At 42.0% G+C, this 14,300-nt stretch carries 10 protein-coding genes, 1 other RNA gene and 1 other annotated feature; of the genes, 1 reads left to right on the top strand and 10 read right to left on the bottom strand.

Translation table 11 applies throughout. The features are described from left to right. Positions 1–128 precede the first annotated feature (128 nt). The 6 genes from H7992_RS10290 to hisS all read right to left on the bottom strand — a co-directional run bounded on the left by H7992_RS10290 (position 129) and on the right by hisS (position 6,326). The gene (locus tag H7992_RS10290; RefSeq protein WP_187047482.1) at positions 129–866 is read right to left on the bottom strand and encodes a DUF4184 family protein; all 738 of its coding nucleotides are present in this window, start codon (positions 864–866) and stop codon (positions 129–131) included. 322 nt (positions 867–1,188) lie between these two features. Further along, positions 1,189–2,010, bottom strand: coding sequence for a DUF6612 family protein (locus H7992_RS10285; RefSeq protein ID WP_187047481.1), 822 nt, complete (start codon positions 2,008–2,010; stop codon positions 1,189–1,191). Between the two features lie 128 nt (positions 2,011–2,138). After that, positions 2,139–2,906 carry a tRNA threonylcarbamoyladenosine dehydratase gene (locus H7992_RS10280; RefSeq protein ID WP_067213910.1) on the bottom strand — a complete coding sequence of 256 codons (768 nt, stop codon included), beginning with the start codon at positions 2,904–2,906 and terminating at the stop codon, positions 2,139–2,141. A gap of 96 nt (positions 2,907–3,002) precedes the next feature. After that, a non-coding RNA gene (gene ssrS, locus H7992_RS10275) (6S RNA) lies at positions 3,003–3,183 on the bottom strand. Between the two features lie 82 nt (positions 3,184–3,265). Beyond that, complete coding sequence (gene aspS, locus H7992_RS10270) at positions 3,266–5,032, bottom strand: aspartate--tRNA ligase (protein WP_067208224.1); 1,767 nt, start codon at positions 5,030–5,032, stop codon at positions 3,266–3,268. Between the two features lie 19 nt (positions 5,033–5,051). Next, positions 5,052–6,326 (bottom strand): histidine--tRNA ligase, encoded by a 1,275-nt coding sequence (gene hisS / locus H7992_RS10265; RefSeq protein ID WP_187047480.1) that lies wholly within the window; start codon positions 6,324–6,326, stop codon positions 5,052–5,054. A 171-nt stretch (positions 6,327–6,497) separates the two neighbouring features. Beyond that, positions 6,498–6,734 (bottom strand) — a binding site (T-box leader). A 151-nt stretch (positions 6,735–6,885) separates the two neighbouring features. On the opposite strand from hisS, the gene H7992_RS10260 reads away from it, so the two are divergent. Next, complete coding sequence (locus H7992_RS10260; protein WP_187047851.1) at positions 6,886–8,400, top strand: N-acetylmuramoyl-L-alanine amidase family protein; 1,515 nt, start codon at positions 6,886–6,888, stop codon at positions 8,398–8,400. A 212-nt stretch (positions 8,401–8,612) separates the two neighbouring features. Here H7992_RS10260 and dtd read toward each other — a convergent pair whose 3' ends face one another. The 4 genes from dtd to recJ all read right to left on the bottom strand — a co-directional run bounded on the left by dtd (position 8,613) and on the right by recJ (position 14,279). Next, a complete protein-coding gene (dtd, locus tag H7992_RS10255; protein WP_187047479.1) occupies positions 8,613–9,053 on the bottom strand; it encodes a D-aminoacyl-tRNA deacylase in 441 nt (146 codons plus the stop codon). Positions 9,054–9,069: 16 nt separating this feature from the next. Then, on the bottom strand, positions 9,070–11,268 hold the full coding sequence (locus tag H7992_RS10250; protein ID WP_187047478.1) for a RelA/SpoT family protein: 2,199 nt from the start codon (positions 11,266–11,268) through the stop codon (positions 9,070–9,072). A 159-nt stretch (positions 11,269–11,427) separates the two neighbouring features. Beyond that, the gene (locus H7992_RS10245) at positions 11,428–11,940 is read right to left on the bottom strand and encodes an adenine phosphoribosyltransferase (protein ID WP_187047477.1); all 513 of its coding nucleotides are present in this window, start codon (positions 11,938–11,940) and stop codon (positions 11,428–11,430) included. Continuing rightward, entirely contained in the window at positions 11,940–14,279 is a 2,340-nt protein-coding gene (recJ, locus tag H7992_RS10240; protein WP_187047476.1) for a single-stranded-DNA-specific exonuclease RecJ, read from the bottom strand. The genes H7992_RS10245 and recJ overlap by 1 nt, the downstream gene beginning before the upstream one ends. Positions 14,280–14,300 lie beyond the last annotated feature (21 nt).

Here is a 14,300-nt window from a genome sequence, read left to right as displayed (position 1 = left end):
CTGGGGCGCTTATTATATGCTTTACTTGGTTTTATTTAGGATTTGATAATCAAATGAAATACGTTTTTCCACAGAACCTACCCCAATCTGTACTTATCTTCATGTTCCTAAAATCCAGGAAATATTAATTACATTCGAACATATTTTATCAACAAAGAAATTAGGAATAAACTTAGTAAAGAAGAGTCTATAATTCTAACGACCAATATCCCATAACTGGTTATCGAAACAGGGTCAATAAGACACCACAACGATACAAATAATACTGTTAAAATGAATAAAGAAAACCAAAAAATAATTTTTTTCTTAGGATAAACAGTAATATGCTTATGTTTTCTCTGGGTCAATGCTCTATAATACATGTAAACTAAAATCATTGTTATTCCAAATAATGTACTCCCATGTTGTAAAAATTTATACAAAGGTATAGCAAAACCATAGATGTGATAGCTGTGAGTGAATAAAGCCGGAAATTTTAACACCATATATCCGTTTATATGAGTGAAAGAATCCCATACAACGTGAGTTAACATACCGAACAGTGCAGAATAACAAAATACAACTACCTTTAATATAATAGTCGGATCTACTCTTTTCACATAAGTATCTTGTAGAATAGTTGGTAAATGATTGAATAGAATTTGGTGTACAAATATATGGTAAATTACATAAACGATTGTCACCAAGGGTAAATTAAACAAAACGAGCCCAGTAAAAGTATGTCCAATGTCCCCCATTGGTTGGCCTCTCAAAAAGTATTCAAAATCAGGAGCCATACTACCGAATACCATTGCAGAAAAGTTAATATATTTACTTTTTCTTGAGAACGGAAGTATGGCTGCTGGGTGAGCAAAAGTTAGTGGCATGCTATTACACTCCTAGTTGTTTTGTTAAATTTTATTCCAGTTAAATATTGATAGTCTTAATCTATCATAAGAAACTTCGAAATAAACAGTGGAGTAATCCCTCATGATTGAAATCCCAGTTATCAACCATATTAATATGTAATTAAATGAAAGTTCTTTCATAGTAATGTGGATGGTTATTCAGCCCAATTAGCATAAAGCTTGTTATGCCCGCCACACTTTCAATATAAGCTCCTGCGAGACAATTACTCGATATTCAAAATAGCATATGCAAAACCCTCCTAAAAGTTAAACTTTCAGGAGGGTTTTTACTGAGTATTTTTTAGTTAGCTGCAGCTTCTAATAGTTCTGCCGGAACCTTTACATCATCCACGTTGTCGTAGTGACTATAAACTGCATTGATCGTTTGTTTAACTCGATGGGAATTACCATCAACTTGTACCATTGAGTACGTTGTTGTATCAAGTGTCATTTTGAAATCAGTTACATAGAATGATTTGCTATCAATTCCAATCACAATGTCGAATTTATTAATAAGGGGAAACTCACTGTCCACTACATCTACATCCGTATCGCTACCGTTGTTCGACAGGTACAGTGTTTTTTTAAATTCTTTATATTGTTCTCTCGATAATGACAGCCTTAAGTTATAACCATAGTCAATCGGTTCTAACACAAAATCGTTTTCAAAGTCGTTAAAAAACGCGAGGTCCAGTGTTGGCTGAACATTTTCAATCATCGAACCGAATAATTCAGCAATCGAACCGGACTGCAACTCTTCCCATTCCTTTACTTTCGTATCCTTAATGAAAACACGGTCATTTACTTTATATACTTCCGCATCCCATGGATCCCCATTTATCGGTTGCGGTCGCACTTTTACGTCCTGTTTAACTATTTCTGGTTGTAGCGCAGCATCTGAAGTCATTTCATATTTCACGCTATATCTTTCATCAGGTGCTGTTGTTTTCCAAAAATCATCATAAGAGATATGTGTACGCACATTTTTCAATTTAGCAGAGGCATCTTTCGCTTTTTCGAAAACGTCTTGTGCAGTCATCCCCTGTTTCGCTTCCACATTGCCACATGCTGTTAATAAAAGGGCAACTAACCCAAAAACAAATACCTTAAACACTTTATTCACACATAAACACCCTTTCTAGCAATCCAAGTTCATTTTCATAAGCAATCACTCTATTATACCTCTACCCATATTTTGGTGACAACCAAAAAGGTACCGCATGAAAAAGCTTATCCACACGGTACTATCCATTATACTTTATCTTTCACTCGCCGGATAGGAATATCGGCAACGATATCATTCATTACCCAGCTGGCGCAAACAAGACCGGCAACTGATGGGACGAATGCGTTCGATGCAGGCGGCATTTTCGCTTTTCGAATGAAGGCATCAGGTTTACCAACTGTGTCAACAACTTCCGGTCTCACGACAATGGGGCTTTCATCAGAAAAGACCACTGACACTCCTTGATAAATACCTTCTTTTTTAAGTTTGCGACGAATTACTTTCGCTACCGGATCTGTATGCGTCTTTGAAATATCCGCAATTTGAAAACGGGTCGGATCCATCTTATTAGCAGCACCCATACTCGATATAATTTTTACGTTACGTGCGACACATTCTTTAATCAAATGAATTTTAAAGATGATTGTATCAGATGCATCGATGACATAATCAGGTTTGTAACTGAAAAACTCTTCAGCTGTCTCTTCCGTATAAAACATATGGAGCGAAATCACTTCACACTCTTTATTAATATCAGCAATGCGCTCTTTCATCACTTCTGCTTTAGAACGGCCGACTGTCGACAAATTAGCGATTAGCTGTCTATTAATATTCGTTATGTCAATATCGTCCTTATCGACAAGGATAATCCGTCCAATTCCGCTCCGCGCACATGCTTCTGCCGCAAATGAACCGACTCCTCCAACACCAAGTATCGCGACAGTCATGTCCCGCATACGATTTACACCTTCTGTACCTATGGCTAATTCATTTCTTGAAAATTGATGTAACAATTGAAATTCCGCCTTTCCATCCATTATAAATTTAAATTTTCCCCAATAAAAAACCCCTCCGCACGTAAGTCAGAGGGGTGTATGATCATGTAAGTAACGAATCCCAAATGTGCCGTCTTTGTAGTATCGCTTTGAACCCGCTCTCAGCAGGTGGGTGTCCTATCCGATTCTTTTGAGGTCCCGACTAAAGGCATGTCATCCGACTCGAAATGCGGACTCCCGACGAAAAAATGTTCGGTCAAAACTGATTGGCAAATAACGAACACTTCAGGATTCGTATTACTTGTATAATAACATACATCTTTAGTCAGTTCAACGATTTCACGGAAATAGTTTTTACATTTTTCTAACTTAACTGATTACCGTTTACTCTTTGCCATCACTCGAATTCCAAGTTCAGCTAGTTGAGTATCGTCAACGTGATCAGGCGCTGACGTTAACAGGCAGCTTGCACTCGCTGTTTTCGGAAATGCAATAGTGTCGCGCAAGTTCGTCGAACCAGATAACAACATTACAATACGGTCGAGACCGAATGCAATTCCGCCATGCGGAGGTGTTCCATAGTCAAATGCTTCAAGAAGGAATCCGAATTGTTCGTTCGCCTGTTCCTTACTGAATCCAAGTGCTTCGAACATTTTTTCCTGAACATCACGTTTGTAAATCCGTAGTGACCCACCACCAAGTTCATACCCATTTAAAACAAGGTCATAGGCTTGTGCTTTAACTGTCTCAGGGCTTGCTACTAGTTCTTCCACATCTGCTGGCATTGTAAATGGATGATGTGCTGCCTGGTAGCGACGGGCTTCTTCGTTATATTCGAACAGTGGCCATTCAGTTACCCAAAGGAAGTTGAACTTCGATTCGTCAATTAAGTCATGATCTTTGGCAAGCTTAGTACGTAGTGCTCCTAATGTATCTGCGACAACTTTCTTTTTGTCTGCTACAAATAACAATAGATCTCCTACTTCAGCATTCGCTGCAGCTTTTAGTCCTTCGCCCTCTTCTCCTTCGAAGAACTTCGCGATAGGTCCTTTCAGACCTTCGGCATCGACTTTCAACCATGCAAGGCCTTTTGCGCCGTAGACTGCTGCAAACTGGCCAAGTGCGTCGATGTCCTTACGAGAATAGCTATCCGCTACTCCTTTTACATTGATGAGTTTAACTTGCCCACCTGACTCGATTGCTGCCGTAAATACTTTGAATGAAGAATCTTTAACGACGTCAGAGACATCTGTCAGTTCCAATGCAAATCGCGTATCCGGTTTATCTGAACCGAAACGCGCCATTGCTTCGTCATAAGGAAGACGTTTAAATGGAATTTGAACATCGATTCCTTTTACATCTTTCATTACCTTTTGCATCATTCGTTCATTCAATTCAATAATATCTTCAATTGACATGAAACTCATTTCCATATCGATCTGAGTGAACTCCGGCTGGCGATCAGCGCGAAGGTCTTCATCGCGGAAACAACGTGCAATTTGATAATAACGGTCGAATCCGGCTACCATCAGCATTTGTTTGAATAGTTGTGGTGACTGTGGCAGCGCGTAAAATTCGCCTTCGTGAACTCGGCTAGGTACTAGATAGTCGCGTGCGCCTTCAGGTGTAGATTTCGTTAGAATCGGCGTTTCTACTTCGAAAAATCCTTCATCGTCAAGGAAGTTACGGACTGTTTTAGTGATGTCTGAACGCATTTTGAACGTATTCGCAAGTTTTGGACGGCGTAAATCAAGGTATCTATATTTCAGTCTAATTTCTTCATTCACGTCTGTTTCATCTTCAATCATGAACGGCGGGTTTTTCGCCTCATTCACGATGTTCAATTCAGTAACTTGAATTTCAATCGAACCGGTTTTCAATAGCGGATTTTTCTGGCCTTCTGCGCGCTCAACAACTAAACCTGTTAGCTCGATTACGAACTCATTGCGCAGTTTGTCTGCCGTCACGATTGCTTCGCTTGAAAAACTCGGGTTAAATACTGCCTGAACGATTCCTGAACGGTCCCGTACGTCGACGAAAATTAGTCCCCCAAGATCCCTTCTTTTTTGAACCCATCCTTGTAATGTAACCGGTTGTCCGATTACCTCTTCTGTCAATTCACCACTATAATGTGTACGTTTCATTGCCTTCATCCGCCTCTCTTTAGCCAATCAATGTTTCTTTAAGTTTTTGAACCAGTTCAGCAACAGGAACTTTTACTTGCGCCCCGTCAGCCATATTTTTCAATAAAGCAACGCCTTCCGCTACTTCATCTTCACCGATTAGTACGACTGTCCGTGCATTCAATCTATCTGCCGATTTCATTTGCGCTTTCATTTTCCGGTCCATATAATCCATATCCGACCGAATACCAGCTTCTCGAAGTGCACCAAGCAATTTAAAGCCTGGACGACGTGCTGTTTCCCCAAGAGTAACGATATAAACGTCAAGTACTGGCTCAGCTTCAAACGATTTCCCTTCAGCAGCCATCGCAAGAAGTAAACGCTCAATACTCATCGCAAAACCGATACCTGGTGCAGAAGGTCCACCGATTTCCTCAGCGAGACCATTGTATCTACCACCGCCGCACAAAGTCGTAATCGCTCCGAATCCTTCCGAAGTGCTCATAATTTCAAATGCCGTGTGATTATAATAATCAAGGCCACGCACAAGATTTGCATCGACCTCATAAGAAATCCCTGCATCGTCGAGATAACCTTTTACATCTGCAAAGTATTGAGCAGACGTTTCATTCAAATAGTCAGCTAAGGATGGTGCTGAAGCAATGAGCGGATTGCCGTTATCGACTTTACAATCTAATATGCGTAGTGGATTTTTTTCCAATCTAGATTGACAATCAGAACAGAATTCCCCTATATGCGGATTGAAGTGCGCAATAAGCGCTTCGCGGTGCGCTATTCTGCACTCTGTATCCCCTAGCGAGTTAATAACAAGTTTCAACTTTGTCAACCCCACACGCTTATAAACATCCAGTGCCAACGCAATCACTTCTGCGTCAATCGCAGGATCTGCGCTGCCGATTGCTTCTGCTCCAAATTGAACGAATTGACGGTAACGTCCTGCTTGCTGACGCTCATAACGGAACATTGGACCTGTGTAAAAAAGCTTTACAGGCTGATCCGGGTAACCAAACATTTTATTCTCCACGAAAGAGCGTACGACAGCTGCAGTTCCTTCAGGTCGTAGCGTCATTGAACGATCGCCTTTATCAGTAAAGGTATACATCTCTTTTTGAACGACATCAGTTGTCTCACCTACGAGACGTTGAAATAATTCCGTTTGTTCAAAAATCGGTGTACGGATTTCTTTATAACGGTAGATATCGCATACTTCGTTAATGATTTTTTCTGCTTCCTGCCATTTCCATGTTTCAGATGGCAAAATATCCTGAGTTCCTCTTGGCACTTTGAAAATCATATAAATTCCCCTTCCTAAATAAGAATTGCAGTCTAAGTACACCACGACCTGTAGCAACTAAGAGGGATGAAGTTCAATCCCTCTCCACTGCATAACCTACTTCCTGTAGGCCTGCCGAAGCCTAGACACGCTTAGTCGGTACACAAAAAAAGACCCCCATCCCTTGCCTATGCAAGGGACGAGAGCCTTTATAGCTTCCGCGGTTCCACCCAAATTGACGCAAAAGTTTGCGCCCACTCTAAAACCGGATAACGGCCGGTTCCGTCTGTACTTACTGAATTAGAAATCGTTCAGCACAGAGCCTCGATGGTGTTATTCATTGTAAATCGCTGTAGGATGGATTTCAGCCACGTCCGTCCCTCTCTTGTCAGTCAATTATACAATTACTTTCCATGTCGTTGGCATAAATATAACACGTACTATCCGTGTGAGTTAAATTGTTAATTAATCATCATCTTAATGATTCTGCGTCATAGTGTCAACCTTTTTCGATTAATTGTAGTTTTTTGTAGTGAAAACTTCTACAATGGACTGTAGGGGGTATGATATTTTGTCAAAAATGAGCAAATGGATGATCGCATTCATACTTTTATTCAGCGTATTCCACGACATTCCAACGACTTACGCTAATACGGAATCAGTCGTCGTTGATGCAAAATCCGTACACATCCGGTCCGGTGCCGGGCTTACTTCTGCTGTAATCGGCTCGCTAAAACAGGGTGATCGGGTAGACGTTATTGCTGTTTCTGGAGACTGGTACCAAATCCAGCATGGCAACAGTTCTGGATGGATTGCATCTTGGCTAACTGCTTCCGCAGATCAAGCTACTGGGACAAGTACCGCAGTCGTTTCACGCGTCAGTCAGTTAAATGTGAGATCCAGTCCTTCCACCAATTCAGCAGTACTTGGTCGGATGGCCGCTGGGGACGAAGCAATTGCCACTGGAAATGATGGTGAATGGACTTCCATTACATTTAACGGCACAAGCGGTTGGGTACATACAGATTATATTACACCGGTGGCAGATCAAACTGAACCACTGACAACCAATCAAGCCGCAACACCCGAGTCATTTACCGTTTCAGTTGAAGCACTCAACGTCAGAAAAAATGCAGACCTTACCTCCAAACGAGTAGGACTCATCCGTCAAGGTGAATCGTATGACGTTAAGGTAGTCAATGGCAATTGGGTACAAATTTCATTAGATGATAACGAATTGGGTTGGGTCTACTCATTCCACGGCACGCTCACATCGAATGGCAACCAGACTTCCGAAAGCTCAAATTTAGGAACGGTTACCATCCTGTCAAATGGGACGAATATCCGTGAAGCCGCTACGACTTCTTCACAGATTGCCGCTCGAGCAGATGCAGGAGAAAAGTTTCCAATTGTTAAACAAGATGGCGACTGGTATGAAATTTCTTTACCGACAGGGGCTTCTGCATTTATTGCTACATGGGTAGTCTCTACGGGCGACGAGGTACTATTGACAGAACCCGTTATGAAAGAATCAATCCCACGTGTTGCCGGCACTTTAAAGGGGCTTACTATCGTGATTGATCCTGGACACGGCGGTAATGACCGCGGCACAACAGGAGCCCGTGGAACAGACGAAAAGGACATTACAATTCTTACTTCTGAATTATTAGCAGCTAAATTAAAAGCTGCAGGCGCGAATGTGATCACAACTCGTGAAACAGACACTTATGTATCGTTGAGAAAACGAGTCGCTATCAGTAATCAGCATGCTGCGGATGCATTCATCAGTCTCCATTATGATGCCAATCCCGATTCTAGCGTAGCGGGCTTTACGACGTATTACTCACACGCACATCAACAAGCGCTTGCTTCTTCGGTTAATGACGGGCTTGCCTCATCAGTGAATTTGCGTAACCGAGGATCACAGCCTGGCGATTTCCTAGTTCTTCGTGAGAATAGGCAAAATGCTATTCTGATTGAACTAGGCTTCCTATCGAATTCTGCTGAGGAACGAACGGTCACAAGCGACATGTTCCGTGAACGTGCGACGCATGGTATATATCAAGGGCTTCTCGACTATTTCAATGCTAATTAACTAGAAATGTTGAGATAAAGAATCCCATTGAATTCGTTACGGCGCTCGGGGATGCCTTCGCTTAGTTTGTATAGAATACAATCACTAGTAGTATGAAGAATAATGCAATGTGCCAGTTACTGACACCACGCACTGATTAGAAAAAGACATACCAAACACTATCCAAAAACATAAAGGACCTTCCCAGGTATTGAGGAAGGTCCTTTTTCTTATTATTTCGAGTCTAGAATAATCGTTACCGGCCCATCGTTAATGAGCTGGACATCCATCATTGCGCCAAAAACACCGGTTTGAACTTTCAAGCCTTCTTCTTCTAATTTTTGGTTGAAGAATTCCCAAAGCGGTTTTGCCTGTTCTGGCCTTGCCGCTTCGATGAAACTTGGGCGACGTCCTTTTTTCACGTCTCCGAACAAAGTAAACTGGGATACTGAAAGAATATCCCCACCTACCTCAAGGATTGAATGGTTCATCTTCCCCTCCGTATCTTCCCATAAACGAAGGCCTGCAATTTTCTTCGCAAGATAAGCAGCGTCTTCTTCGCTATCCGAGTGAGTTACACCAACAAGGAGCACGTAGCCCTTATCAATTGACCCCGTTGTCTCCCCATCAACGCGGACAGTAGCTGGACCCGATCGTTGCAACACAACTTTCATCTGTTACACCTTCCAATCAATTAATGACACGTTCTACAGAATAGATATCGCGGATTTGTTTAATCCGATCAACAATTCTTTGCAAATGTGCAATATCCATAATTTTAATCGTCATATGAATGCGGGCGATTTTGTCTCGGTCCGCTTTGCCACTGACCGCAACCATCGGCGTTTTCGTATCGGCGACAACCATCATCACTTCATTCAACAACCCTTGTCGATCAAAAGCTGACACTTCTATATCAACCAGGAACTCTTTCCTTGAACTAGAAGGCCCTATCGCCCATTCGACGTCGATAATTCGATCATGCTCATCATCTTCGACCACAATATTAGGGCAGTCGGTACGATGGACGGAAACACCGCGACCTTTTGTGATGAATCCTATAATCTCATCACCTGGGACTGGATTACAACACTTCGATAACCTAATTAGCAAATTGTCGATCCCTTTAACAATAACACCTGATTCAGTCATTTTTTCCGGTTGAGGGGATTTCATGTCTGAAACGATTTTGTCAATTGTATCTTGTTGTTCACGTACTTTCCGTAACTTTTCAGCAAGACGATTAACTACCTGCTGAGCGGTTATACCATTGAACCCAACAGCTCCATACATATCATCTTCGGAAGTGAAGCTGAATTTTTCGATTGTGCGTTTAATATTTTCCTGTGTTAGTACTTCTTTCACATCAAACTCTTGTGATTTTATTTCTTTTTCAATCATTTCTCGGCCTTTTAGGATGTTTTCTTCCCGGAGTTGTTTCTTGAAAAACTGCCGGATTTTATTTTTCGCCTGCGATGTATTGGCAAGTTTTAACCAATCACGGCTTGGTCCAAGCGATTGCTTCGATGTCAAAATTTCAATAATATCTCCCGTAAACAATTCTGTATCAAGCGGGACCATTTTCCCATTCACTTTTGCACCTATTGTCCGATTCCCAATTTCTGAGTGGACACGGTAGGCAAAATCGATGGGGACTGAACTTGCCGGCAGTTCAATAACGTCTCCGTCCGGCGTAAAGACATAGACCATATCCGAGAATAAATCAAATTTAAGTGATTCCATAAATTCTTCAGCGTTAGATGATTCGTTTTGAAATTCGAGTATCTCTCTGAACCAAGTCAATTTCGAATCAATATTACTTGGGGTTTCGGCTACCGTTTTTCCTTCTTTATAGGCCCAGTGTGCTGCAACTCCGAATTCAGCAATTTTGTGCATCTCTTCGGTCCGAATTTGTACCTCAAGCGGATCGCCAGCCGGCCCTACTACGGTCGTATGCAACGACTGATACAGATTCTGTTTTGGCATCGCAATATAATCTTTGAATCTGCCAGGCATCGGCTTCCATAATGTGTGAATGATACCAAGAACCGCATAGCAATCTTTAATACTTGAAACGAGAATTCTGACAGCCAGAAGGTCATAAATCTCATTGAATTCTTTCTTTTGGATAACCATCTTACGGTAAATTGAATACAGATGTTTTGGACGTCCTGAAAGATCAGCGTCAATTTCCATCTCTCCAATTTCCGTCTTGATTTGCTCCATAACGTTTACTAAATAGTTTTCTCGTTCGACGCGTTTGCGCTTCATCATATTGACAATTCGATAATATTGCTGTGGGTTCAAATAGCGTAATGCTGTATCTTCCAATTCCCATTTAATAGCCGATATACCTAAACGATGGGCAAGTGGTGCGAAGATTTCCAGCGTTTCAGCCGCAACCCGGCGCTGTTTTTCTTCCGGGACATGTTTTAACGTTCGCATATTATGGAGCCGGTCCGCTAATTTAATAAGTATGACACGGATATCCTGAGCCATTGCTACGAACATTTTACGATGATTTTCTGCCTGTTTCTCTTCTTTGGATTTATATTGTAATTTTTCGAGTTTCGTCACACCATCGACAAGCATTGCCACTTCTTCTCCAAAATCTCGGATGATGTCGTCCCTGCTGATGTCTGTATCTTCCACAACGTCGTGTAGAAACCCAGCTGCAACTGTCGAAGGGTCCATTTCCAATTCGGCAAGAATACCCGCTACTTGGACAGGGTGAATAATATATACCTCACCTGAACTTCTATGCTGTCCTTCGTGTGCAGTTTTCGCTGCCTCATATGCTTTTTTGACGAACTCAACATGTTCTTCATTCATATAAGAGGCAACAAGTGTGAATATTTCTTCCGCCGTCATGTCACGATTTTTCGCCATACGATTACCCCTTCCGACTTTATCCGCAAAAATGATTGTATTACCTATTGTATGTATAAATACATGCTCGTGTAAAGGGTTAGTATATGGAAAAGTGGTTCGCACCTTCATTCTGAACATATGAAAAGATCCCCCGCTTATTATCGCGGAGGACCTTTTTCAATATGTGATCAGTGAACGCATGTCATAATCTTGCAATTTTTCACGACCGCTTAAATACGATAACTCTATGATAAACGCACAGCCCGCAACAACTCCGCCTAGTTTTTCAACTAGCTCGACTGTCGCTCCCACCGTACCGCCTGTCGCAAGAAGATCATCGACAATCAATACACGTTGACCAGGCTTTATGGCATCTTTGTGAATTGTTAATGTATCTTTTCCATATTCAAGATCATATTCGACTTCAATTGTTTCTCTTGGCAACTTTCCGGGTTTACGGACAGGAGCAAATCCTACTTCCAGTGCATAGGCAACTGGGCAACCAATGATAAATCCACGCGCTTCAGGGCCAACAATTATATCAGTATTAACCTCTTTCGCAAACTTAACAATTTCATCTGTTGCAAATTTATAAGCTTGACCATTATCCATGATTGTTGAAATATCCTTAAAGCTGATTCCCTTTTTCGGATAATCCGGTACAATCGTCACATATTCTTTCAAATCCATTAGTGTTCCTCCCTGTCGACAATTCCATTTCGCACAGTATCGAACCATTGTTTCAATTCCATATAAGGCGCATATAGCAGTCTTTTCTCAAGCTCAATTTGACGTTCGCGCTCTTTATAAGCTGGTGCTTCCGTCAAATCGCGTTTACCGGCTGTTTCCTGAACGGAAACAAAACCATCTTCAATCTTAACAAATCCAAGCTCAGAAAACACCTTTGACATGAAATAAACCGTATCTTTTTTCCATGCTTTATGTTTTGTGAGCTGAGCACCGTTCGTAACGAAGTCAAATTTCTCACGTTTTTTCAAGAAACTGTAATACCAGCCAAACTGCTCACGATCAGGAATCCCATCAAAATACCTTGATTCGGAAGCATGGAAATGTGCATAGACGCGGTCAGGATGGACAGAACCTACAAGTTCTTCAAGTTGGATAACATCATCCGGTATATCTAGAAGGACGAGATTTTCAGCCTTCGCTATTGCTTCTTGTCCAAATAGAGTAATATCAATCCCCTTCATGGATGATTGAAAATGTGTCACCGTTTGTTCATGGAAAGCAACAAACACTGTATCGTCTAACGGAATGGTTGGTAGCCATCTTGTTGCTTCGCGTACGCCGCGCAAATCGAACAGTTGCCAATCATCAGAACGGATATCGCTGATTAATAACTGCGGCTTCTTATTACCGTTCCATTCATTCACCTGCAAATCGCCCGTAACCGACAACTTTACACCCGGTGTCAGTTGGTCCGCAATAGGACCCAGTCCGAATCCAATGGCATCAAGTGAAACACCCTCATCCGCTAATTCCAGCTTCATATGATTCTTTGCCGCACCAATTTTCCGCACAGTCGTGGCTGTAATATCTTCGATCATATAAACAGGCTTTTCAAAAGCCATTCCAAATGGACGCAGCAGTTCCAGTGATTCCAAAACGCTAACATCAATTTCACTAATTGACAACGGAACATCGATACGAACTTCAGGCGTCAACATTTCTTCAGTCAACACCTCAACTGCCTGTTTATTCAGGTTTTCACGTAGCGTAACAACGTCTGTCACTGCAAGAGACATTCCCGCCGCCATCTGATGACCTCCAAAGTGAGGTAGAAGCTGTGCATTTTTGGTTAGTTCGGCAAACATATCAAAACCAGCAATACTTCTTGCAGACCCTTTCGCAATTCCTGTTTCCCTGTCAATCGACAAGACAATTGACGGACGGTAATATTTCTCAGTTAATCTTGATGCTACAATTCCCACCACACCTGAATTCCAACCTTCTCCTCCGATAACGAAGACGAGCGGAACTGTATCACCATACATTTTCAATATCATGTCTTCCGCTTCTTTAGCTATTTCAGCTACAATCGCTTGTCGTTCTTTATTCAGCGTATCAAGTTCTTTTGCCAATGTTGTCGCAAGCGTTGCGTCTTCTGTCTTCAATAGTTGAACTGCCGGGGTAGCATCGCCTAGACGCCCAGCTGCGTTCAGACGAGGCCCAATCATAAATCCGATTGACTCCTCTGAGAGTGTTGCTTGTTCAGTGCTAGCGATGCGTGCGAGCACCTGGATTGCAGGACGTTTTGAAACACGCATCTGCCTGATGCCCTCTTTGACGAAATATCTGTTTTCATCGCGAAGCGGAACTAGATCTGCAACTGTCCCGATAGCAACAAGTTCAAATAAGTCTTCCGGAACATCTTCAAGTAATGCGCACGCAAGTTTGAATGCTACACCAACCCCAGCAAGCTCTCCGAACGGATACTCCCCTTCTGGATGTCGAGGATGGATGATGGCATCTGCTGCTGGTAACACTTCACCTATTTCATGGTGGTCTGTAATGATGATGTCCATTCCGAGTGATTTCGCATATGCAATTTCATCAACACCCGAAATGCCATTGTCGACAGTAATAATAAGCGAGGCCCCTTTTTCGTATAGCTCCAAGAAAAGGTCTTTATTCGGTCCATAGCCGTGCTGGAACCGATTGGGTATCGCATAGAACACATCTGCACCCATTCGCTCCAAAGCCGTTGTAAGGACCGTCACACTCGTCACACCATCACCGTCATAATCGCCATAAACAGCAATTTTTTTATCTGAAGCGATTGCTGTTGTTATGAGCGACACCGCTTTGTCCATATCATATAGTAAAAAAGGGTCATGCATGCTAGATGCATCCATATGTAAAAAATCTTTTGCCACTCCGGAATCTATTATTCCCCTTGAAGTAAGTATTTTTGCCTGGACAGATGAAATACCGAGATCCTTTGTCAACATTGCTACAATTTCTTCATCCGGCCGTTCCACTTTCCATCTTTTCATTGATTCGATCAAATTCCTTCACATCCTTACATT

Source organism: Sporosarcina sp. resist (assembly GCF_014302295.1).
GTDB classification, from domain to species: Bacteria; Bacillota; Bacilli; order Bacillales_A; family Planococcaceae; genus Sporosarcina; species Sporosarcina psychrophila.
This window is presented reverse-complemented; position numbering and strand designations above follow the sequence as displayed.